We start from the raw sequence: 24,715 nt of genomic DNA on the forward strand, positions 1-24,715 counted from the left end.
GCGATGCTGCAGGTGTTCCTGCTGGACGAACAGGTCGCCCAGTGCACCCGCCTGACACGCATCATCTGCAGCGGCGAAGCCTTGCCGGTGGACGCCCAACAACAGGTGTTCGCCAAGCTGCCGAACGCCGGATTGTTCAACCTCTACGGCCCCACCGAAGCCGCCATCGACGTAACCCACTGGACCTGCCGCGAGGAAGGCAAGGCCAGCGTGCCGATTGGCCAGCCGATCGCCAACCTCACCACCTACATCCTCGATGCCGAGCTGCAACCGGTGCCCGCCGGTGTCATCGGCGAGTTGTACCTGGGCGGCGAAGGCCTGGCGCGCGGTTACCACCGCCGCCCTGCCCTCACCGCCGAACGCTTCATGACCAGCCCGTTCGGCGATGGCCAACGCCTGTACCGCACCGGCGACCTGGCCAGCTACCGGCCCGACGGCGTGATCGAATACCGTGGCCGTATCGACCACCAGGTAAAAATCCGTGGCCTGCGCATTGAGCTGGGGGAAATCGAAACCCGCCTGATGGAATTGGACTGCGTGCGCGAAGCGGTGGTGATTGCGGCTGACGGGCAACTGGTGGCCTACGCCGTGCCCACTCAAGCCCGTGACGCCGCTGAATTGCGCAGCGACATCAAACACCGCCTGAGCGAACACTTGCCCGACTACATGGTGCCGGCCCAGTTGATCTTCCTCGACCAACTGCCCCTGAGCCCCAACGGCAAACTGGACCGCAAGGCTCTGCCGAAACCCGATGCAAACCTGCTGCAAAAAGCCTACGTGGCACCGCAGAGCCCGCTGGAACAGCAGATCGCTGCCATCTGGCAAGACGTGCTGAAACTGGAACGCGTCGGCCTGAACGACAATTTCTTCGAACTGGGCGGTGACTCCATCATCTCCATCCAGGTGGTCAGCCGCGCCCGCCAGCAAGGCATCGCCTTTACACCCAAGGAACTGTTCCAACACCAGACCGTGCAAGGCCTGGCCAGCGTGGCCCGTATCGGCGCAAGTGCCCAGGTGATCGATCAAGGCCCAGCCACCGGCCCGCTCACGTTGCTGCCGATTCACAAAGTGTTTTTTGAAACGGCGATCCCTGAGCGCCATCACTGGAACCAGTCGGTACTGCTCCAACCTGCGCAACCGCTGGTGGCCGAGGCACTGCAAAGGGCGTTGCACGCGGTGATTGAGCACCACGACGCCCTGCGTTTGAGCTTTGCGCAACACCCCGGCGGCTGGAGCGCCCAGTACCGGCCAATGGTCGACTGGCAGTTGCAACAGATTGACGCCACCGCCGAGCAATTGTCGGACCTGTGCGATCAAGCCCAAAGCAGCCTCGACCTGCAACACGGCCCGCTGATCCGCGCCTTGTTGATCCACTTGGCCGACGGTACCCAGCGCTTGTTGTTGGTGATCCACCACCTGGCAGTGGATGGCGTGTCCTGGCGGATTCTTTTTGAAGACCTGCAAAACGCCTATCAACAGGTCAGCGACCAGCAGCCGGTGCAGTTGCCGGCCCGCACCAGTTCGGTCAAGGCCTGGGCCGAGCGCCTGCAACGCCGCGCGCAAAACCAGACGTCCCAGGACGAACTGAACTACTGGCTGGCACAACTCGACACCAACACGCCCGACCTGCCATGCGAACGTCCCCATGGCAGCCTGGACAATCGCCACAGCCACACGCTGCATACCCACCTCGACGCCCGGCAGACAAAGCAATTGCTGCAGCAGGCGCCCAAGGCCTATCGAACGCAGATCAACGACTTGCTGCTGACGGCCCTGGCACGTGTCATCAGCCGCTGGACCGGCGCCCCGCACTGCCTGATCGAGCTGGAAGGCCATGGCCGCGAAGACCTGTTCGATGACATCGACCTGACCCGCACGGTGGGTTGGTTCACCAGCCTGTTCCCGGTCAAGCTCGTGCCGGCCGCCAACCTTGGCGACTCCATCAAGCAGATCAAGGAACAGTTGCGAGCAATCCCCGACAAAGGCCTTGGCTATGGCGCCCTGCGCTACCTGGGCACGCCGCAGGCACGGGCCAGCCTCGGCGCCTTGCAGGCACCACGCATCACGTTCAACTACCTTGGCCAGTTCGACGGCAGTTTCGATGCCAGTCAGGGCTCGTTGCTGGCCCCTGCCGCCGAAGGCAGCGGCCGTGAGCAGGCGCTGAATGCGCCACTGGGCAACTGGCTGAGCCTCAATGGCCAGGTATACGGTGATGAACTGACCCTAGGCTGGCAATTCAGCCGGGAGATGTTCGACGAAGCGACCATTGCGCACCTGGCCGATGACCTCAAGCGCGAGCTGCTGGCGCTGATCGAGCATTGCTGCGACACCGTCAACGTGGGGGTCACGCCGTCCGACTTCCCGCTGGCGCGGATCAGCCAGGCACAACTGGATCGCCTGCCGGTGCCGTTGCCACAAGTCGAAGACGTCTACCCGTTGTCGGCGATGCAACAGGGCATGCTGTTCCACACACTGGAGGCACCGGAAAGCGCACTGTACGTGAACCAGATGGCCGTCTCGGTCACCGGCCTGGACGTTGCGCGGTTCACCGCAGCCTGGAACGCCGTGATTGAGCGCCATGAAATCCTGCGTACCGGGTTCTGGGCCGACAACCAACTGGCCGAACCGCTGCAAGTGGTCTATCGCGCGGCGACGATGCCTGTCGACGTACTCGACTGGCAGCAACGGGACGTCACCGCCCAAGACCTGGAGGTACTCGCGAGCCAGGATTGCGCCCGTGGCTTCGAACTTCTGCGTGCGCCGCTCACACGCCTGACCCTGGTGCAGCTCGACCCGCAAACGCACTACCTGATCTGGACCAGCCACCACATCCTCATGGACGGCTGGTCCAACTCGCGGCTGTTGGGTGAAGTCTTCGCGATCTACAACGGCCAGGCAGCACCGGCCAAACGCGGGCATTACCGCGATTACATCCGCTGGCTGCAAGATCAATCCCAGGCGGTACTGGAGCAGTTCTGGAAAACCAAGCTCCAGGACTTGAACGGCACCTCGTCCCTCGCCAACAGCCTATCGCCCAAACCGGCCATGGAATTGGAAGGCCACGCGGCGCTGTATCTGAATTGGGATGCGCTGCAAACCGCACACTTGCGTGAGCAGGCCCAACGTCTGCGCGTCACCCCGAACACGCTGATCCAGGCCACGTGGTTACTGCTGTTGCAGCGCTATACCGGCCAGGACACCGTGTGCTTCGGCGCGACGGTCGCGGGTCGTCCGGCCAGCCTGCCAGGCTCGGAGGACATGCTCGGGCTGTTTATCAACACCTTGCCCATTATCCAGACCCCGCAACCGCACATGCCCGTCGCCCAATGGCTGCAAGCGTTGCAGGCCTATAACCTGGAAGTGCGCGACCACGAGCACGCGTCCCTGGCGGACGTACAACGCTGGTCGGGCCAAGGTGGCCAGCCGCTGTTTGACAGCATTCTGGTGTTTGAAAACTACCCGGTGGACGAACGCCTGCAGGAAGCCGGGCAAGAACGCCTGAGCTTTGGCGACGTCAGCAGCCGCGATGTGACCAACTTTGCCATGGACCTGGCGATCAACCTCGGCGACACCCTGAAGATCGAGTTCCTGTACCTGCGCAACCGCTTTACCGAGGCCGCCACCGCACAAATCCTGCGCAGCTTTGAAACCCTGCTGCTGGAACTGCTGAACAACGCCCAGGCCAACGTCGGCAGCCTCACTATGCTGGCAGGCACCGAACAGCAACTGTTGCTGCAACGTAACGTGCTGAGCCCCGCCATGGCACCACGCGCCCACCTGGCACAGGTGATCCGTCAACACGCACTGGAGCGCCCTGACGCAGTGGCGGTGGTGTGCGACGGGATCGAGTTGAGCTACGGCGAACTGGATGCCCGGGCCAACCGCCTGGCCCACTGCCTCATGGCCCAGGGCATCGGGCCGGAGATGTTCGTTGGCGTCGCCCTGGAGCGTTCGGTGGACGTCATTGTCGCGTTCTATGGCGTCATGAAAACCGGCGCCGCCTACGTGCCGCTGGACATTGACTACCCGCAGGACCGCGTGCAGTGGATCGTCGAAGACTCTGCCATGAGCGTACTGATCAGCCAGCACTCGCTGCGGTCGCGCTTCGACGGCCTGGGCGAGGCGACGCTTATCGACCTGGATCGCCTGCCGCTGTCGGACTGGCCGGCGACGTGCCCGGCGCCGCTGGTGCACGACGATAACCTGGCTTATCTGATTTACACCTCGGGCTCCACCGGCAAGCCCAAGGGCGTCGCCGTGACCCATGGGCAAATTCGCATGCATTGCCAGGCGATTGCCGAGCGTTACGAGATGGACAGCGGCACCCGCGAATTGCTGTTCATGTCGTTCGCCTTCGACGGTGCCCAGGAGCGTTGGCTGTCGACACTGCAAAGCGGCGGGTGCCTGGTGGTGCGGGGTAACCAGCTGTGGACACCGGAAGAAACCTGGCAGGCGCTGCACGCCCACAGCATCAGCATCGCCTGCTTCCCTCCGGCGTATCTGCAACAGCTGGCCGAGTACGGCGACAGCCAAACCGATGCACCACCGCCCGTGCGCATCTACTGCTTCGGCGGTGACGCGGTGGCCGAGGCAAACTTTGAGCTGGTCAAACGCGTGCTCAAGCCGCAGTACCTGACCAACGGATACGGCCCCACCGAAACCGTGGTTACCCCGCTGCTGTGGAAAGTGAGTGTCGATGAACGCTGCGATGCGGTGTACGCGCCGATCGGCACCCGCGTCGGTGAACGCACCCTGTATGTGCTGGACGAACACCTCAACCCCGTGCCCGATGGCGTGGCGGGCGAGTTGTACATCGGCGGCGAAGGCGTTGCCCGTGGGTATCACCAGCGGCCCGGCCTGAGCGCCGAACGGTTTGTGGTTGACCCGTTCGCTGCCGACGGCACACGCCTGTATCGCACCGGGGATCTGGTACGCCAACGCCCCGACGGCGTGATCGACTACCTTGGCCGCCTGGACAACCAGGTGAAAATCCGCGGTTTCCGTATCGAACTGGGAGAAATTGAGTCACGCCTGCGCGAGATCCCCGACGTGCAAGACGCCGTGGTGGTCGCCCGCGATACGGCCGGCGGCAAGCAACTGATCGGTTACGTGGTGGCCGACGCTTCGGCCGGGCTGGGCGAACGCCTGCGTGCAGCTTTGCAGGTGGAATTGCCCGACTACATGGTGCCGGCGCAAATCCTCGCGCTCCCGGCCTTCCCGCTCAACCCCAACGGCAAGTTGGACCGCCTGGCCCTGCCTGACCCGGACTTCAAAGGCCGCGCCTTCGTTGCACCGCGCAATGCGTTGGAGGCACAACTGGCAGCGATCTGGCAGGAGGTGCTGGAGTTGGAGAGCGTAGGCGTCACCGACAACTTCTTTGAATTGGGCGGCGACTCGCTGCGCATTCTCAAGGTGCTGTCGAAGGTGCGCAGCCAGCCGGATATCGGCATCGAACTGAAACTGCGGGACATGATCGGCAAACCCACCATCGCTGAGCTGTCCGGGTTTGCCGAGGACGATGCCAGCCTGAATCCGCTGCTACTGCTCAACAGTGAAACGACGCACAGCTCGCCGTTGTTCTGCCTGCATGCCGGTTTTGGCACGGTGTTCGACTACGAGCCCCTGGCCCGTCGCTTGGATGGACAGCGCAGCGTCTACGGCCTGCAATGTCGCATGCTGCTGGACCGCCAGTGGAACGATGATTCCCTGGCGTCCATGGCCATCGATTACAGCCAGTACATCCGCCAGCAGCAAGCCAGCGGCCCGTACCACCTGGTGGGCTGGTCGCTGGGCGGCACCCTCGCGGTGCTGGTGGCCCAGGAGCTGGAAAGCCAGGGCCAACGCGTGGAGTTTCTCGGCCTGGTGGACAGTTTTGTGCCCACTGGCGAAGACGTCTTGAGCGACGACTGGAGCGAGGACTTGCGCGGGTTCCTCGCGGTACTGTTCGGCCTGTCGGCTGAGGCCTTGCCAACCTTCGACGTCAGGGCGACGACGGACAGCGCGGTGCTGGAGCAACTGATCGCACAGGTCCAGTCAGGCGCTGCCGCGCGTTCGGTGTATGCCGCAATCAGCACCGAGGAGCTGGCTCACACGTTCCAGGTAGCGATGAAACTCAAGGCGTTGTCCACGGGACTGGACGGCTTGCCGCCCACCCGGGCGCAAGCCCATTGCTGGTGGGCCAAGGCGATTGCCGACCAGCCGGTATCGAACCTGGCCAGCGCCCGGAGCAATGAACAGATCGCCGCCGGCCACTACGACATGCTTAACCACCCGACCCTGCTTCAGGGTCTGTTGCAGCACTTGGCGCTGCAACCCGTAGCCAGTTGAAACGTCGCCGCCTCTGATGGTCAGGGGCGGCGCTTCAGCCTATTTCACAAGGAACATGCAATGCCCCTGGACCCTGATCTCGAAGGTTTTCTGGAATTGGCGCAGATGGGTCGCCTGACCGGTAAAAGCCAACCCATGCACGCACTGAGTGTTGAACAGGCACGGCGGGAGTTCGAACAGACTTCGGCCATTCTCGACCCCAGCCCGCCGGGGTCGGTGGTGGTCACCCAGCTGACGGCCACCGCCCGCGATGGCCATGCACTGCCCGCCCGCCTTTACCGGGCGCCCGGCACTGCGCAATTGCCGGTGATTGCGTACTTCCACGGCGGCGGTTATGTGGTGGGCAGCCTGGACTCCCACGACTCCATCTGCCGCAGGCTCGCGGCCAGCGGTCAGTACGCGGTGTTCGCGCCCAGCTACCGTCTGGCGCCACAGGCGAGCTTCCCGACCGCAGTGAATGACAGCCTCGACGCCGCCAATTGGCTGGCCGAACAGGCCGGCAACCTGCAACTGGACAACCGCCGAATTGCCCTGGCGGGTGACAGTGTGGGGGCAACGCTGGCGACCGTCCTGGCGATCACCGCAGTGAAGGCGCCGCAGCAACTGGCGTTCAAACCCTGGGCCCAGTTGCTGTTTTACCCGGTCACTGATACCTCGCGGCAGCGTGATTCCCATCGCCACTATGCCGAGGATTACCTGCTGGAAACGGCCACGCTGGAATGGTTCTACCAACACTATTGCCCGGATGCCCAACAGCGCCTGGACTGGCGGGTCTCGCCGTTGCTGGCCGAAGGGCTGACTGCACTGGCACCGGCCTATATCAGCCTGGCCCAGTACGATCCGCTGTATGACGAAGGGCAGGCGTACGCCCAGATGCTGGCCGCGAGCGGCACAGCGGTCAGCCTGCACGTGCAGTCGGGGCTGACCCATGACTTCCTGCGCATGAACGGCATTACCAGCGCGGTTGCAGGCATTTATGAAGGCGTGTTGAGTTGGTTGGGGGAACAGCGCTAAGCAACACTTGACCGTTCCCGCCATTAAACAACGGGGCTGATTGCCAGCCCCGTTTTACATCCCTACCCCTGCTCCTTGCTCGCCTGCAACTGCCTGGCCTTTTCCATAAGCGCCGCTTTCTCTTCAGGTGTCATTGCATCCATGCGCAAACGTGCCTGGGCGATTCTCTCCAACTGCCCAGCGACAGTTTCACGCTCGCGCAGCTCCCGCGCCAATGCCGCCACGCTTGGGTGATCAAACACCACGCCGGGATGAATCTCGCATTGCAGCAGTTTGCGGATGCCTGCCACCAGCTTGATCACCAACAAGGAATGCCCGCCTGCGGCGAAAAAGTCCTCCTCGATGCTCAGCCGTTCCAACCCGACCAATTGGGCCATGCGCGTGGACAACAGGGTTTCAAGCGCATCCCGTGGCGCGACGTACACCGCCTGGGAAGCCACAGGTTGAGCGTGTTGCAGCGCCTTGCGGTCAACCTTGCCGTTTGGCAGGCGCGGCATGCGTTCAAGGCTCACAATCTGGCGCGGCACCATGGCCGCCGGCAGATGCTGGGCCAGTTGGTTTTTCAATTGAGGCCCTACGTCCTCTGCCGTCGCCGCACGCATTACCACAAACGCTTGCGGCTCCTCTCGCACCAGCACCACCACGGCCTCACTGACCTCGGGCAAACGCAGCAACTGCGCCTCTATCTCCGCCAGCTCAATGCGGAAACCACGCACCTTGACCTGATGATCGCGACGGCCATACAGCTGCACGCCCCCCTCCACCCGATAACGGGCCAGGTCTCCCGTGCGGTAAAGGCGCGCGCCGTCCACCAGCGGGCTATGGATAAACGCGTCTGCATCCGCCTCGCCCTGCAAGTAGCCTCGGCACAACTGATGGCCACCGATGAACAACTCACCGAGTTCACCCGTTGCCAGCAATTGCGCGTCGGCGCCCAGTACGAAGACTTGGTTTCCGGGAAGCACGTGGGTCAGCGGCACGCCATGGGACACGTCTTCCGCAGGCAGTAACGGATGCACCATCACGCCCACTGTCGCTTCGGTGGGGCCGTAATGGTTGAACACGCGACAGTCGGGCCGCAGCTGACGAATGCGCTGCACCAGGCTCGCGCCGATGGCTTCACCGCCCAGCACCAGCGTGTCAGGCAATACGGCGGTATCAGCCTCAAGCAAGGCGGCCAGGTGCGACGGCACGATTTTTAGGCAATCGATGCTGTTTTCCCGCAGGAACCCGGCGAAGCCCTGGGGATCTTGCAGGGTCGCATCGTCAGCTATATGCAAGGTCGCGCCGTTGTAGAGCGCGCCGAACAAGGCGGTGTTGCCCAGGTCCGCCGCTACCGTGGAACTAAAGGCAACGTGGCGGCAGGCGGACAGGCCCAGTTGCTGGCTGCTGCTCGCGGTGTAGTTGAGTAACGCGCCATGCTCGATCACCACGCCTTTGGGCTGGCCGGTGGAGCCGGAGGTGAACAGCACATAGGCGACGTCACGGGCCTGCACGGACACCGCCGGGGCCACCGTGGCATCCTGGGTTGATGCGCCCGGATTGAGCAGTTTGAACGCGGTCAGCGGGTCGTCCTGGCCTGGCGCGTGAGTCACCAGGATCAAGCTCGCGGCGGCGTGCCGTGCGATTTCAGCCTGGCGCGCCACTGGCCATTGCGGGTCCAGCGGCAGATAGGCTGCGCCCGCACGCCAGGTGGCAAGAATGGCGACGACCAGTTCCGCCGAGCGCGGCAGCGCCAGGCCCACGATCGACCCAGCGCCCACACCCTGGCGCAGTAATTCGGCACTCAAGCGCGCAGTACGGGCGTCCAGTTCTGCGTAGCTAAGGGCCTGGCCCGCAGCGACCAACGCCACGGCATCCGGCGTCTGATCAGCCCACGCAGCGATACGTTGCGGCAACAACTGCGGCGTTTGCATGATTTGCGCCGGCGGATTCAGTGCCAGCAATCGGCTCTTTTCGTCGGCACCCAACAGGTTCAGGCGTGCAAGGGTTTCATCCGGTTTGTCGGCGATGCTGTGGAGCAACTCGCGGAGCTGGCCCAACAGCGTCTCGACGGCGGGCGCCGTATAGCGTGCGGGATTGAAGTCCAGTGATAAACCTTGAGGTTCGCCAGACGCTGCGATTTCCAACTGAAGGGCCAACTCGAATTCAGGCAGACGGGCCGGCAGGTCGCTGCCCACCCAAACCAACCCGGCCACTTCACGCGGTTCCGAAACCCACCGATTGCCAAAACCGACCGCAGGCGCGGCCTGTTGTGGGAATGACAACGGTGTCCAGTATTCCTGCCAGGTGCGGTGCTGATCCAACTGCGCGGCCAAGGTGGTCACCAGCTCACGGAAGGTGCTGGCCGGATCAATGCGAATCGCCAACGGCAGGGTTTTCTCGAACAGGCCCAGGCTGTGGCTGAAAAATTCATAATCCAGGCGCGCATCATGCCGCCATCCCGCCAGGAATGACTCCCGACCACTGATGCGTGCCAGCAGTACCCACCAGGCGGCGTGCATCAGCACGTCCAGCGGCAGCCCCGTCGTGCGCAGGCGAGCCAATAGCGATTGATCCAATGGCACACTCAAGCGTTCTGCCGGCAGGACTTCTGCGCACGTCAGGCGATAGGGCAAGTCTGGCCCGCTGAGCAGCCCCTCGTGCCCTTGCAGATACTGCTGCCAGTAAGCCTTGGCGGTGTCTGCGTCTTCGTCGAAGATCACCTCGCTGCGCCATTCCAGGTACTGGGAAAACTGCCCCGGCTCGTCCTCTTCAAACCCTTGCTGCCCATAAGCGGCCAACAACTCCTGTTGGATCAGGGCCAAGGTCCCGGCGTCGGCGGCGTAACGCGAAACGCCTATCAACAGTTGCCAGTGGTCCGTTTCCAGGCGCTGCAACAACGCACCGATCAGCGGCTGTTGCTGCTGCAACCACTGCTGTTGGCGTGCAATCACCTGTTGGGGCGACGCCACGTCGAGCCACTGGGTCAAGCTCACCGCTTCAGCCGGCGCGACCCGCTGGCGCAATCCGTGATAACCACTCACGGGCGCAAATTGTGCACTCAATGCTTCGTGGCGCACCGCCAGGCTATCCAACGCGTGTTGCAGGCGCACCGGGTCCAGCTCGCCACGAATATCCAGTTTCAGGCAGTGGGTCAGATCCCCCCAGCTCGCCCCTTGTTGCCGTGCGTCCAGATGCTGTTGCTGCTCGACCAGCAACGCCAGTCCCGCGTCCACGGTTCCCTGTTGTGCAGTACTCATGCTCCGGCCTCTTCCTTTTCGGTCTCGCTATGCGCTAGGTGCAGCGCGCTGCGTTCAATCATTTCGCCCATTGCCACAACGATCTTGCGCGGTCCTTCGAAGGGATCACGTGCGTGGGCAGCCAGCATGTTGTCCAGCAGGATGACATCGCCCTTGTGCCAGTCGAACCGCACCGCGCAGGCTTCGTACAGCTCGCCCACCAAGGCCATGACTTCGTCTTCAATCGGCGAGCCATCGCCGTAGTACACGTGCCGAGGCATACGCTGCTCGCCGAACAGAGCCAGCAAGTCTTCGCGCACATCCGGGTCCAGACAGAAGATGTGGTGCAACTGAACCTGGTTGAAGAAGGTTTTTTCCCCCGTCACCGGGTGACGGATGATCGCCGGGCACGGGGTGCGGATTTGCAGTTCATCGTTGTCCAGCCAGGTCCACGCGATGCCCGCAGCCCGGCAACGCGCCTCGACGTCGGCACGCACGTCGGTCTTGAAGAAGTGCTGCCAGGAAACGTCGAGCTTGTCGGCAAAGGTGCGCACGTACAGCAACCCCTTGTCCTCGAAGCGCTCGCGGATCGCCGCCGGCAATTTGAGGTACATCTGCCGGCAGTCCACCACCGGTGTGGCGCCGCCGATTGGGGATGGCTGTTCGCAGAAGAACAGCTGCTTGCGCGGCCAGCGGTCCTGATGGGAGCTTTCGTTATGGAACAGGATCATTTTCTTTTCGGGGTACGGCGTGGACCGGTAGGTGTTCTTACCGCCCTCTTTTTTCGGCAAGTCGCCATATTGGCCATAGAGGCCCGGCTGTACAGCTTCAGCAAACGCTTCGAAGTCATGAATATCGCGCAGGGCAAATCCACGGAACAGAATCCCCGCATGGCGAGCCAGTTTTTCTTCCACCAGGGCGCGGTTGTCCTTGATCCAGGCCACCAGGTCCAGGCCCGGATCAGTGGGTTCCATCAGCAATGGAAAATCCTGTCCGGGTACCAGCAGCGATTCACGCATCAACGCACCGGCAGGCCTGTCGGTGCGGCTCTGGGATTTTTTCAGGAACTTGCCCAGCTTGTCGGCCTTGATGGCAGGCGGTACGGGCGTCGTGGTTTGTTCCAAGGTGTTGGTAGGCATGGTGATATCCCCTAATTGAATGTTCGGATCACACACAATCTGTTCAAGAATTCCCGTCCAGGCGTTGACGAATGACTCGATGCGTTGTTGTTCAAACAGGTCGCTGGCGTACTGCCAGGTACCGTGCAGGCCGCCTGCATCCTCATCGATGAACAGGGCCATATCGAACTTGGAGTAACCGCCACGAGTGGGCAGTACCTCAACCTCGATCCCGTCCATCTGGCCACCCTGCACCGGCAGGTTGTTCATCACGAACAACACCTGCACCAGTGGGTTGAAACCCCGTTGGCGCGGGCGCGGCGAGGCCTCCACAATCATGTCGAAGGGCAGGTCCTGATGATCGAAAGCGTCCAGCGCGGTGCCTTGGGTGGTGGCCAGGAAAGCGCTGAACGGTTGCTGCGCCACGAAGGTCGAGCGCAGCGGCAGAATGTTCACGAAGAAACCGATCAGACCTTCCAGCTCAGGCTGCTGGCGCCCGGCAACGTCGGCGCCGACCAGCACGTCATCGCTGCCGCTGAGGCGATGCAGCAGGATCTGGAACGCGGCCAGCATCGTGCTGTAAAGCGTCACACCGGCACGCGCCGACACCGCCTTGAGCCCTTCATGCAAGGCCACGGGCAGCGTGAAACCGAGGTCGCGACCTTCATGGGTCGGTGCCTGGGGACGCGGCTGGTCGGTGGGCAGTTGCAACACGCCGCTGTGACCGGCCAGTGCCTGTTCCCAGTAACGCGCCTGCGCGGCCAGCACGCCGGTGCGTTGCAGTTGCTGTTGCCAGAGGGCGTAATCGGAATACTGGATCGGCAGCGGCGGCAACGGCTCAACGCCCCCCGCCTTCGCCCGGCCATAGAAGCCCACCAGTTCATTGACCAGCACCGCCATCGACCAGCCATCGGAGATGATGTGGTGCATCGAATACAGCAACACATGTTCGGTGGGGCCCAGCTTGAGCACCTGTCCACGTAACAAAGGCGCCTGCAGCAGGCTGATGGATTGGCGGGTGTTCGCCTCAACGGCGACCGCGACCCGGCGCTGCTGTTCAGCGGGATCCAGGGACGACAGGTCCAGTAACGGCAAGTCGACCTCCACGTGCGCGGCGATGACGGCCTGCGGGTCACCCTCCTCGTCGGTGATGTAGGCCGTGCGCAGGGTTTCGTGGCGGGCAATCACCTGTGCCAGGCTGCTGACCAGCAGCGGCACCGACAACTCGCCGCGCAAGCGCACGGCCAGCGGCATGCCATAGGCGCCACTGGCCTGCGACAGCTGCTCCACTACCCATAGCCGGCGTTGCACCAGGGACAGTGCCGCGCTGGTTTTTTCGCCGTGGGCCACTAACGGGCTGCGCGCCGGCGCGGTGTCCTGCCCGGTGCGGGTGGAGATCGCCGCGATAAAGTCTGCCAATCGCGGCGCGCCAAACAGGTCACGCAGGGTCAGGTCGCAGGCCAACAGCGTCTTCAAGCGTGCGACCACTTGGGTGGCCAGTAGCGAATGCCCACCCAACTCAAAGAAGTGATCGTCCAGCCCGACCTGTTCCAGCCCCAGCACGTTTTGCCAAACCTCGGCGACCTGAATGTCCAGGGCCGTTCGGGGTGCCACATAGTGTTTTTGCCGTTGGCTGACATCCGGCTTTGGCAAGGCTTTACGGTCCAGTTTGCCGTTGGGGCTCAGGGGCAACACGTCGATCAGCATCAGGAAACTCGGCACCATGTAGTCCGGCAACGACTGACGCAACGCCGCCGTCAAGGTGTGCGCCTCCAGGGCATCCGACTGGGGCACGACATAGGCGACCAACTGCGCGCCGGTCGGCCCGTCCAGCGCAATCACCGCCGCCTCGCGCACCTGAGGCATGGCTTGCAGACAGGCTTCGATTTCACCCATCTCGATCCGGAACCCACGGATTTTCACTTGATGGTCAATACGGCCCACGTACTCCAGGGCCGCGTTGTCGTTGTAGCGAGCCAAGTCTCCGCTGCGGTAGAGCCGCGATCCCGGCACGCCGGAGAACGGGTCCGGCAAGAAGCGTTCGGCGGTCAGCGCCGGGCGATCGAAGTAGCCCTGGGCCAAGCCCGCCGCCGCACCGATGCACAGCTCGCCGACGCCGCAGGTCGGCAGCAATTCAAACCCGCTGTCCAGCACGTACAGCGCGCGCCCGTCGATCGCCCGCCCGATGGGCATGCCGAAGGCGTCATTGGCATCTGCAAGCTGGCAGTCATGCACGCTGGAGACCACGGTGGCTTCGGTCGGGCCATAGGTGTTCACCAGACGAACGTTGCCCAACCCAGCCTCGTACCAGGCACGTACGCCCTCCACGGCCATGGCTTCGCCGCCGACATGCACTTGGCGCAAGTTGCCCAGGGTGCGGCCATCGACGGCGCACTCCTTGGCCAGCAAGTACCAATAGGCCGCGGGCAAGTCGGCCAGGGTCACGCCCTGCTCGACGATTTGCTGCGCCAGCAACCCGGCGTCCCACAGCTCATCGCCGCGCATGATCAGCGCCGCGCCGATGCACAGCGGCGGGTAGCATTGCTCGACAAACCCGTCGAAGCTGAACGTCGCAAATTGCAGCACGCGGTCGGCAGGCGTCAGCGCACTGTAATCGGCCGCTGTGTCGCAGAACTGGTCGAGTGCAGCATGGTCGATGGCCACCCCCTTGGGTTGGCCGGTGGAGCCTGAGGTGTAGATCACATAAGCGAGGTCGGCGGCAGCGGCGTGGTTCGGTGGATTGGTCAACGGGTAGCCCGCCAGCTCTTCACCCTGTGCGCTGAACTCCACACGTTTGAGCCCATGGGGCAGCGGCAGATCAGCCAGCAAGCCGGTCTCGCTGAGCAACAGGTTCAGACGGCTGTCTGCCAACATGTAGCTCAGGCGCTCGGCTGGGTAGTTGGGGTCCAGCGGTACGTAGGCCGCGCCACTTTTGAGGACGGCCAGCAGGCTGACGATCAACTGCGGGCCACGCCGGGAAACCAGGCCTACCCGTTGGCCCGGGCCGACACCCTGCTCCAGCAGGCGGTGAGCCAGACGGTTAGCCCGCTGATTGAGCTGGGCGTAACTCAGGCGTTCACTGCCTGCCTGAACCGCCAACGCATCAGGGGTGGCTTGGGCTTGGGTGGCGATGCGTTCATGCACACGCATTGGCCGCGGCGCAGTACCAGGGGATTGGCTGATGGCGAGCAGCGAGGCTTGCGTGCTGTTGTCCAGCAGTTGCAGGGTGCCGAGTGGCGCGTGGATATCCGCCACCCATTGCGCCAGCAGGTGCCGCAAGTTGGCGCTCAATTGCGCGACGTGTTGCTCGGTGAACCGCGCCCGGTCGTAGCTGAACTCCAGGCGCAAGCCGGTCCCCAGCTCGATGCCCAGGGTCAACGGGTAGTGGGTGCGCTCATGGTTGTGCATCTTGCCGAAGGTAAGGCCCGCTGGCGCGCCTTGCTTGAGCGCTTCGGCTACCGGGAAGTTTTCAAACACCAGCAAGGTGTCGAACAGTGCGGCACCTTGTTGTCCGGCCCAGCCCTGGATGTCGTAAAGCGGTACATGTTCATGGTCGCGCAGGCTGAGGTTCAGCGCTTGCAGCTCCGCGAGCCAGGTGGCGGCGGACTGGGCCGGCGAGGCCGCGCTGATGATCGGCAACGTGTTGATAAACAGGCCCAGTTGCTGCTCGATACCCGGCAACGGCGCCGAACGCCCGGCAACAGTGGCACCGAAAGCCACGCAATCCTGGCCGGTGTAGCGTTGCAGCAAGAGGCTCCAGGCGCCTTGCAGCAGGGTGTTGAGGGTGACTTTGTGCTGGCGCGCGCAATCGCCGAGCGCGCGGGTGAATTGGCTGTCCAGGGTGGTGTGATGGTCGGCCATGCCCGCCCCTTCGACCGGCACGCGCAGTGCTTCAGCCAGCAGGGTTGGGGCTTGCAACGGTGCCAGGGCTTCGCGCCAGAACTTTTCGCCCGAGGCTTGCTGCTGCAGCCAACCCAAGTAATCGCGGAACTGCCCCAACGGTGCGGGCAAAACGTGGCCTGCGTAGTCGGCAATGACTTCGCCGAGCAACTGGGCATTGCTCCAGCCATCCATGAGGATGTGATGGCTGGTGAAAATCATGTGCCAGCCCGTACCGGCACCGCGCACCAACATCAGGCGAAACAGGGGCGCCGCGTTCAACTCAAAACCGCGCTGACGCTCGGCGTCGGCCAAGGTGTCGAGGTCAGCATGCGGGTCTTCGATCACGTGCAGCTGCAAATCGACCTGGCGCTGGATCACTTGATGGGCGCTGTCCAGGCCGAGCCAGTGGAAGCTGCTGCGCAAAATGTCATGCCGATCCAGCGCCGCCTGCCAGGCACGACCAAAGCTCAGCAGATCGAGGCCTTCAATGTCCAGGCGCAACTGGTTGATATAGGCCTGGGCTTCAGGCTCGTACAGGGTGTGGAACAGCATGCCTTGCTGCATGGGCGACAGCGGGTAGATATCGGCGATGGCCGGGCCGTCCACGGGCAAATCATCCAATTGCTGTTGGGTCAGGGTTGCCAGCGCAAAGTCCGACGGCGTCACCTGCCCGGCGGGTGTATCGCAGCAGTGCTGGATCAAGGCGTTGAGTTCGGCGGTGTAATCATCCGCCAGGCGCTGGATGGTCGACGCCTGGAACATCTCGCGGCTGAACCCCCATTGCAGCGCCAATTCGCCGCCATACACCTGCCCTTCCACCGTCAGCCAGTTGGCCAATGGCGCTTCGGGGTCTTGGGCCTGGCCGCTGCCTTGGGTGGCGGGCACGAACAATGCGGACTCATCGAACTGGCGATCGAACTGGCCGAGGTAGTTGAACGTGATGCGCGGCGCGGCCAGGCCCGCAAGGGCTTCACGCACCTGAGGCGCCGCCAGGTAGCGCAGCAGGCCGTAGCCCAGCCCCTTGTTGGGCACGGCACGCAGTTGCTCCTTGACCGACTTGATCGCGGTCGACAGCTCGCCGTCCGCCTGCAGACGTACAGGGAACAGGCTGGTAAACCAGCCAACAGTGCGGGTGAGGTCGACGGCGTCGAACAGATCTTCGCGACCGTGGCCTTCCAGTTGGATCAGCGCCGCAGCCTGCCCGCTCCACCGGCTGACTACCCGCGCCAACGCCGTCAGCAACAGGTCGTTGACCTGAGTGCGATAAGCCGCTGGCGCGTCTTGCAGCAACTGGCGGGTTTGCTCGGCGTTGAGGCGGGTTTCAAGCTTACAGCCCAAGCGGTTTTGCAGCCCGCCGTGGGGGTTGTCGCACGGCAGCTCGGCGTCGACGGACTGCGCCTGCCAGTAAGGCAGCTGTTCGCTGAGGGTTTGCGCGTGGGTGTGCAGTTGGTTCGCCCAGGTTTGGTAGGCACTGGTCTTGGCCGGCAAGGATGCCTGGCGGTAAGCCTGTTGCAGGTCTTCCAGCAGGATGCGCCATGAAACCCCATCCACCACCAGGTGATGCACCACCAACAACAAGCGCTGGGTGCCATCGGCCATGGAGACGAGGGCGGCGCGCAGCAGCGGGCCTTGCGTCAGGTCGAGGCTGCGCTGGGCTTCGTCGCATAGCGCGGCCAGTTGCGTATCGTCGGTGGCATGGGAGTGCCACAGCGCAGGCTCGTCGACGGGCGCAGCGTGGGTTTGCTGCCAGCCGTCGGGACGCTGCACAAAACGCAGGCGCAGGGCGTCGTGGTGGTTAATCAACTGCGTCAGCGCCGCTTCCAGGCGCACCGGGTCCAGGGCCTCGCGCGGGGTCAGCAACAAGGATTGGTTCCAGTGGTGACGTGCCGGGATGGCCTGGGCGAAAAAGCTCTGCTGTACCGGCGTCAGCAGCACCTCGCCGCTGACCGGGCCTTGGTCGATAACGCTGGCCTGCTCAAAGGTGGCGACGAGGGCCAGGCTGCGCACGCTCTGGTACTGGAACAGGTCGCGCGGGCTGAGGCGAATCCCCGCCTGGCGCGCGCGGCTGACCACTTGGATGGAGATGATCGAATCTCCACCCAGCTCGAAAAAGTTGTCTTCCAGGCCGACCTGCTCGACGCCAAGTACGTCGCTCCAAATCGCTGCCAGGGCTTGTTGCAGTGGGTTTTGCGGGGCGATGTAGGCTTGTTGCGGCGCGGCATCCGGCAGCGGCAGCGCTTTGCGGTCGAGCTTGCCGTTGGCGGTCACCGGCAGCTTGGCCAGGTGCACCATGTGGGTGGGCACCATGTATTCCGGCAGGCTGCTGAGCAGCCAGGCCTTGAGGTCGGTCGGCGCTTCACCTTCCAGCACCAGGTAGGCCACCAATTGCTTGCCGCCCTGCACCAGCACCACCGCCTCACGCACGCCTGGGTGTTGCATCAGGCGCGTCTCGATTTCTCCCAACTCGATGCGCAGGCCGCGCAGCTTGACCTGATGGTCGAGGCGACCAAGGTAGTCGATCACGCCATCCTCACGCTGGCGCACGCGGTCGCCGGTACGGTACAGACGCGCACCGTCACCGAAAGGGCTGGGCACGAAACGCTCGGCGGTCAGCGCCGGACGACGGTGGTAACTGCGGGCCAGGCCGGTGCCGCCCAGGTACAGCTCGCCGGACACGCCGGCGGGCACCGGATTGAGCTGCGCGTCGAGCACGTAGGTGCCAAGGTTGGCGATGGGGCGGCCAATGGGCACGGCGTCACGGCCTTCGTCGACGCAGGTCCAGTGGGTCACGTCGATGGCCGCTTCGGTCGGGCCATAGAGGTTGAACAACCCTGCCTGGGGCAGCTTGGCGAAGACTTGCAGTTGCGCATCCAGTGGCAAGGCTTCGCCGCTGCACACGATGCGCTTGAGGCTGTTGCAGCCCTGTACGCCCGGTTCATGGATAAACGCCTGGAGCATGGACGGTACGAAGTGCAAGGTGGTGATGCCGTGCTGGCCGATGGTCTCGATCAGACGCGCCGGCTCGCGGTGTTCGCCAGGGACCGCGACCACCAGGCGCGCGCCGGTCATCAGCGGCCAGAAGAATTCCCACACCGACACGTCAAAGCTGAACGGGGTTTTTTGCAGTACCGCATCGCTGGCGTCCAGGCCGTAGGCTTGCTGCATCCAGCACAAACGGTTGACCAGCGCGCGGTGGCTGTTACCGGCGCCCTTGGGCTTGCCGGTGGAACCGGAGGTGTAGATCACATAGGCCAGGTTCAGCCCGTGGATGGCTACGGCGGGCGATGCGCTGCTGTATCCGTCAAGCCAGCCAGGCGCCTGGTCCAAGGTGATCACCTGGATGCCCTCGGTGGGCAGCGACGGTAACAGGCTGTGCTGGCTGAGCAGCAGTTGGATGCCGCTGTCTTCGATCATGTAGGCCAGGCGTTCCTGGGGGTATTCAGGGTCAAGCGGGACGTAAGCGCCGCCAGCCTTGAGAATGGCCAGCAGGCCAACGACCATTTCCACGGAGCGCTCGACGCAGATCCCCACAAATGCATCGGGACCAACGCCCTGTTCGCGTAAGGCGTGAGCCAACTGGTTGGCACGGGCATCGAGCTGGGCGTAGGTCAGCGTTTGGGCACCAAACACCAGTGCCGGAGCGTGGGGTGTGGCCTGGACCTGGTCTTCGATCAGTTGATGAATGCCACGCTCAGTCGGATATGCCTCTGCGGTTTGATTCCAGGCCTCAACCAGCACCTGCTCCTCCTGGGTAGCCAGCATCGGCAACTCGCCGACGCGCTGCTCGCCATCGGCAACCATGGCCTGCAACAGGCTGATCCAGTGCCGGGCCATACGCGCGATGGACGGCGCGTCAAACAGGTCGTTGGCGTACGTCAGCGCGGCGTGCAGGGTGCCGGATTTTTCATACGTGTCGAGGGTCAGGTCGAACTGGGTGGTACGGCCTTGCCACTCCACCAACGCCAGCTCCAGGCCGGAGGCGGTACTGACCGATGCAATATCGGCCACCACCGGCTGGTGGTTGTACATCACTTGGAACAGCGGCGTATGGCTGAGGCTGCGCTCGACTTTCAGGGCTTCCACCAGACGCTCGAACGGCAGTTCCTGATGGGCCTGGGCGCCGAGGGCGTGCTCTTTGATGCCTTGCAGCAGCCCAGAAACACGGGTTTGCCCGGTCAGCTCGGTACGCAACACCTGGGTGTTGACGAAAAACCCGATCAGCCCTTCGACTTCACTGCGGTTACGGTTGGCAATCGGCACGCCGACGCGGATATCGCTCTGGCCGGTGTAGCGGTGCAGCAGCACATTAAAGGCACCGAGCAACAGCATGAACAGCGTGACGTTGTGCTTTTGCGCACAGGCGCGCAGTTGCGCCGCCAGTGCCGGCTCAATCGCGAAGTTATGGCGGGTGCCCTGATAACTGGGCATGGCCGGACGCGGACGGTCCGTCGGCAGTTCCAGCACCGGGTGCTCAGCGCCCAGGCGCGCCTGCCAGTACTCCAATTGACGGGCCTGCTCCCCCGCTTCCAACCAGCGGCGTTGCCACAGGGCGTAGTCGCTGTATTGGATCGGCAGCGCCGGCAATTGCGGTGCCTCGTTGCGCTCATGGGCGTCGTAAAAGCGGATGAACTCGTCGATCAGCACGTTCATCGACCAACCGTCGGAGACGATGTGGTGCAGGGTCAGCAGCAGGACATGCTCCTGGGCGCCAAGCTTGAGCAATTGCACACGCAGCAGCGGGCCGTGCTCCAGGTCGAATGGCAGCAGCGACTGGCGGGTGGCTGCGTCATTCACTGCCTGCTCGCGTTCCGCCGGGGCCAGGTCAGTCAGGTCGAGTTGCTCAACGGCCAATGAGGGTTGAACGGCGACTTGCAACAGGCGCTCATCGGCCTGGCGCTGGAACACCGTACGCAGGGTCTCGTGACGCGCCACCAGGCTGGCGAATGCCTGCTCCATCGCGCTTAAGCTCAGCGCTCCCTTGAGTCTCACCGCCCCCGGCAGGTTGTAAGCGCCGCTGGCCGGGTCCAATTGCCACAGGAACCACATGCGCTGCTGTGCATAGGACAGTGCCTGACGGTCCTCCACCTCCACCCCGGCTGGAATCGGAAACCGGGAGAAATCCACCCCTTCTTTCTGCAGTGCTTGCAGGAACAGCTGGCGTTTTTCCAGGGGCAACCCGATAAACCGGCGAGCAAGTTTCAAGGAGTCTTCAGCATTCATTTGTTGGAGTCCGGAGCAATAGGCAGGAAGCACAAAGGCACGTCGTCCCTATAAAACGAACCGGAGAGGGAAAAATTAGCGGCGGGTGGAGGGGTTGGAGCGAGGGGTCATCAAGGGTTACGTCAATCCCGGGAAACCCGTGCAAAAGCGAGAATGATCACGTTGCACAGGCCCGGCCCCGGCAATGCACTGAAGCACTGCATTCGGCGCCGAATCATCGAACCATTGCGTTCAGGAGAACTGATTACGTGAACAACCAACTCAAACGAAAAGCCTGCATCGGCTCCATAGAGGCCAGCCTTGAAGACAACTGCCTGTTCGGCAAGAACCTGTCCATCAAGGCGCTGAACGCATTCCTGCAACATCACAGCACAGAGGCATGCCCAGCGACGGGTTGATCAACCCAACCGCCGATACCCCAACACCGCCGAGCCCAACACCACCGCACCCGCCGCCAACGCCACCCAGAACCCGCTGGCGGCGCCAAAGTGGTCGATCATCCAACCGGAACTGGCGGCACCAATGGCCACGCCGATGCTCAGGCCGGTGATCAGCCACGTCATGCCTTCGGTCAGGCGGCTGGCGGGGACGATCCGCTCCACCAGCGCCATGGACACGATCAGGGTCGGGGCAAAGAACAGGCCGGAGATAAAGATCGCCACCGCCAGGCCTGGAATGTTGGTGACCAGCAGCAACGGCAAGGTGGTCAACGCCGTGGCCACGCCGCAGAACAGAAACTGGCGCGGCAGCGGCGCCTTGAGCTTGAGAGTGCCAAAGGCGAGTCCCGCCAGGCATGAACCGATGGCGTACACCGACAGCACAATACTCGCCGCCGCCGGCTGACCCTGGTGTTGCGCAAACGCCACGCTGACCACATCCACCACACCCACGATCACCCCCATGGCCAGCAAGAGGATCATCAGGATCAATACCGACGGCGACGCGATCAGCCAGCCAGCATGGTGATCGTGGTGCTCATGCACCGGGGGTTCGGTCGCTCGTTGCAGGACGAACGTGGTGACGCCCACCGCCAGCAACAACGCGGCCACCAGCGGCCCGGCTTCGGGGAACAACACCACGCTCAAGCCCACCGAAATCGGCGGGCCGACGATAAAGCACACCTCATCCAGCACCGACTCCAGGGCAAAGGCGGTTTGCAGCTTGGGCTGACCTCGGTACAACTCGGTCCAACGGGCCCGCACCATCGCCGACATGTTCGGCATGCAACCGGCCAAGGCGGCAGACAGGAACAGCGTCCAGGTCGGCGCCTGCAACCGCGTGCACAGCAACAGCATCAGCAGCGCCCCGCCACCGATCAACGCGGCAATCGGCAGCACCCGGCCTTGGCTGTAGCGGTCCACCAGCCGTGATACCTGTGGCGCGCAAATCGCCGTAGCCAACGCGAATACCGCCGCCACCGAGCCTGCCAGGCCGTAGCCGCCATGCACCTGGGAAAGCATGGTGATAATGCCGATACCGGTCATGGACACCGGCATACGCGCCAGCATGCCGGCCAATACAAAAGCCCGGGCGCCAGGGACTTGAAATAACTCGGCGTAGGGGTTTGCCATGACTTAAACGCCTTCTGTCCTTAAATTGCGCATCCTTTTATCACACCAACCGCTTGATCTGCTTATGCCGCCACACCAACCGGTAATACGCGGTCTGCAACCCCAGCATCGCCAGGTACGTCACCGGAAACGCCATCCAAACGCCTTCCAGGCCGAAGTGCGCATTCAGCAGGTACGCCATCGGCAGCTCCACACACAGCACGCAGAAGATCGAGATCGCCACCGGCATCAGCACCACGCCGCTGGCACGCATGATCCCGCCGATCACGGCCTGGAAGCCGAACACGAGGATGCTCCACAACATGATGTGCAGCAGGTGCTCGGCATTCACGCGTGCGGCGTCATCGGTGATGAACAGCCCGAGCAACCAGTGGGATAACAAGTAGCCCAGCACGATCAGACCACCGGTCAGGCAGGTGTTGATCAGCAACCCCGTGCGCAGGATCGGCCCGATGCGCTCCAGGCGCCCGGCGCCAATCGCCTGGGCGCCGAGGATCGAGGCGGTGATGGCAATCGACAGGGCCGGAAATTGCACGTAGTTGACGATCTGCGTCACCGCCCCATAGGCCGCCGTGGCCTGGGAACCATGGCTATTGACCAACGCCAGGATGACCAGCTCCGAGAGCGACAGCACCACCATCTGCAAGCCGGTGGGCAGGCCGATACGCAGGACTTTACCGAGGATGACGCGGTCCAGGCGCAAGGCCGCGAGCAGTTCGCGATCCGGCGCCATCACGTGGTTTTTATGGCGCAGGCGCAGGACCAGAAACAGCATCGCCGAGGCATTTCCCACCAGGCCCGCGTACACCGCGCTCTGGATGCCCAAGGGCGGCAGGCCGATCCAGCCGCGAATCAACGCCGGGGTCAGCAACAGGCCGACCAGTGTCGAGACCATCAACGCGAGCAAGGGCGAAATCGTATCGCTGACGCCCCGCAGCAATTGGGTGTAAAGGATGAAGACCAGCAACAGCGGCATGATCAGCATCATCATCTGGGCATAGCCGACTGCGTCGTCGAGCACGTCAACCGGCGTGCCCAATGCCTGCAACGCCGGGCGCGCAAACAGACTGCCCAACACCGCCGCGATCAAGCCCACCAGCGCGCCAAGGGTCAGCGTCGCGCCGGTAATCGACTTGACCATCGCGGTTTCCTGGGCACCCCAGGCCTGCCCGATCAACACCGACGCACCCGCCCCCAGGCCGATCACCAGTGCGATAAAGAAAAACACGATGGGAAACATCCCCGACACCGCCGCCAGGGCCTGAGTGCCGAGCATCTGCCCGACATAAATGCCGTTGAGCGTGCCGGAAAAACTCTGCAGGAAGTTGGACAGCACCATCGGTGCCAGAAAGATCAGATAGACCTGCCACAGCGGGCGTTGCAAAGGGCTTTGCATGAGAAACGGGGCCTCGAAGAACTAAAGCGTCCGAGGTTTATACCGCATGTGGATCCAATGTTCCTGCGGTTTATCGAGGCATGGCGTCGAACAGTGGGCAACCTGAATGGGCAACTGTTTTTTTGTCGTGAGCAAGCTCGCCCCGCTCACGACAAAGGCTATGGCGCAACCGGCAGCGCACGCTTGTGTGCGGTCTTGAGATAGGCCGATTCAACGATGTCCCGCACCCGCTCACTCACCGGCTCGCCCATCAGGTACGCATCGATCTCTTCGTACGTGCAGCCATAAGCCTGTTCATCCAGCTTGCCCGGTGCCAGTTCTTCGAGGTCGGCTGTGGGCTGCTTGTGCACCAGGTTCGTCGGTGCCCCAAGGGCACTGGCCAACAGGCGGACCTGGGTTTTGGTCAGGCCGGACAATGGCGCCAGGTCGCAGGCGCCGTCACCGAACTTGGTGAAAAACCCCATCAGAGCTTCGGCGCCATGGTCGGTGCCGACCACCAGGCCATTGTGCAAGTTGGCCACGGCATACTGCGCGATCATGCGGGTGCGGGCCTTGACGTTGCCTTTGATGAAGTCCACTTGTGCGGCGCTGGCGTCGGTGGCGGTGAGGCTGGCCATCAGGCCGTCGACGCTGACGGCGATGTTAAGGGTGTCGATGTGGTCCGGAGTGATGAAATCCAGCGAGGCCTGGGCGTCGCGCTCATCGGCCTGGGTCTTGTAGGGCAGGCGCATGGCGATAAAGCGCGCGGCGTAATCCTCAGCCCGCAGTTGCTCAACCGCCAACTGGCACAGGCGGCCGGCGGTCAGGGAATCCACGCCACCGCTAATGCCCAGCACCAGGGCTTTGCAGCCCGACTGGCGCAACGTGGTCTTGATGAAATCAATGCGCCGTTGGATTTCCCTGGCCTCACCGCCCTTCACCAGTTGCCGGTTGATATTCAGTTCCTGCGCGATACGGTCTTGCATG

The 24,715-nt window shown here is 63.3% G+C and carries 7 protein-coding genes and 1 pseudogene; 3 read left to right on the forward strand and 5 right to left on the reverse strand.

Features of this window, described 5'->3' with window-relative positions; translation table 11 throughout:
• Nucleotides 1-12 precede the first annotated feature (12 nt).
• The gene (locus CKW32_RS21810) at nt 13-6,327 is read left to right on the forward strand and encodes an amino acid adenylation domain-containing protein (protein WP_371854023.1); all 6,315 of its coding nucleotides are present in this window, start codon (nt 13-15) and stop codon (nt 6,325-6,327) included.
• Between the two features lie 60 nt (nt 6,328-6,387).
• Nucleotides 6,388-7,341, forward strand: coding sequence for an alpha/beta hydrolase (locus CKW32_RS21815; protein WP_095185968.1), 954 nt, complete (start codon nt 6,388-6,390; stop codon nt 7,339-7,341).
• A 62-nt stretch (nt 7,342-7,403) separates the two neighbouring features.
• Here CKW32_RS21815 and CKW32_RS21820 read toward each other — a convergent pair whose 3' ends face one another.
• Both CKW32_RS21820 and CKW32_RS21825 read right to left on the reverse strand, forming a co-directional pair.
• Entirely contained in the window at nt 7,404-10,583 is a 3,180-nt protein-coding gene (locus tag CKW32_RS21820) for a non-ribosomal peptide synthetase (RefSeq protein ID WP_095185969.1), read from the reverse strand.
• Nucleotides 10,580-20,782 carry a non-ribosomal peptide synthetase gene (locus tag CKW32_RS21825; RefSeq protein WP_095185970.1) on the reverse strand — a complete coding sequence of 3,401 codons (10,203 nt, stop codon included), beginning with the start codon at nt 20,780-20,782 and terminating at the stop codon, nt 10,580-10,582. The genes CKW32_RS21820 and CKW32_RS21825 overlap by 4 nt, the downstream gene beginning before the upstream one ends.
• Before the next feature lie 248 nt (nt 20,783-21,030).
• Between CKW32_RS21825 and CKW32_RS28355 the strand changes: the two are divergent.
• Nucleotides 21,031-21,138: pseudogene (locus CKW32_RS28355) on the forward strand (type II toxin-antitoxin system HicB family antitoxin); the annotation flags it as partial.
• Nucleotides 21,139-21,180: 42 nt separating this feature from the next.
• Here the strand turns inward: CKW32_RS28355 and CKW32_RS21835 are convergent.
• From CKW32_RS21835 to nadE, 3 genes are all read right to left on the reverse strand, one after another.
• Complete coding sequence (locus CKW32_RS21835; RefSeq protein ID WP_032885341.1) at nt 21,181-22,353, reverse strand: MFS transporter; 1,173 nt, start codon at nt 22,351-22,353, stop codon at nt 21,181-21,183.
• Between the two features lie 40 nt (nt 22,354-22,393).
• A complete protein-coding gene (locus CKW32_RS21840; protein ID WP_032885342.1) occupies nt 22,394-23,749 on the reverse strand; it encodes an MATE family efflux transporter in 1,356 nt (451 codons plus the stop codon).
• A 158-nt stretch (nt 23,750-23,907) separates the two neighbouring features.
• Nucleotides 23,908-24,714 carry an ammonia-dependent NAD(+) synthetase gene (nadE, locus tag CKW32_RS21845; RefSeq protein ID WP_095185971.1) on the reverse strand — a complete coding sequence of 269 codons (807 nt, stop codon included), beginning with the start codon at nt 24,712-24,714 and terminating at the stop codon, nt 23,908-23,910.
• Nucleotide 24,715 lies beyond the last annotated feature (1 nt).

Source organism: Pseudomonas sp. Irchel 3H9 (assembly GCF_900187495.1).
GTDB classification, from domain to species: domain Bacteria; phylum Pseudomonadota; class Gammaproteobacteria; order Pseudomonadales; family Pseudomonadaceae; genus Aquipseudomonas; species Aquipseudomonas sivasensis.

Bases quoted from the DNA above. Each gene is read 5' to 3' on its own strand.
- CKW32_RS21820 (WP_095185969.1), bottom strand. From the start codon at position 10,583: ATGAGTACTGCACAACAGGGAACCGTGGACGCGGGACTGGCGTTGCTG.
- CKW32_RS21825 (WP_095185970.1), bottom strand. From the start codon at position 20,782: ATGAATGCTGAAGACTCCTTGAAACTTGCTCGCCGGTTTATCGGGTTG.
- CKW32_RS21815 (WP_095185968.1), top strand. From the start codon at position 6,388: ATGCCCCTGGACCCTGATCTCGAAGGTTTTCTGGAATTGGCGCAGATG.
- CKW32_RS21840 (WP_032885342.1), bottom strand. From the start codon at position 23,749: ATGCAAAGCCCTTTGCAACGCCCGCTGTGGCAGGTCTATCTGATCTTT.
- nadE (WP_095185971.1), bottom strand. From the start codon at position 24,714: ATGCAAGACCGTATCGCGCAGGAACTGAATATCAACCGGCAACTGGTG.
- CKW32_RS21835 (WP_032885341.1), bottom strand. From the start codon at position 22,353: ATGGCAAACCCCTACGCCGAGTTATTTCAAGTCCCTGGCGCCCGGGCT.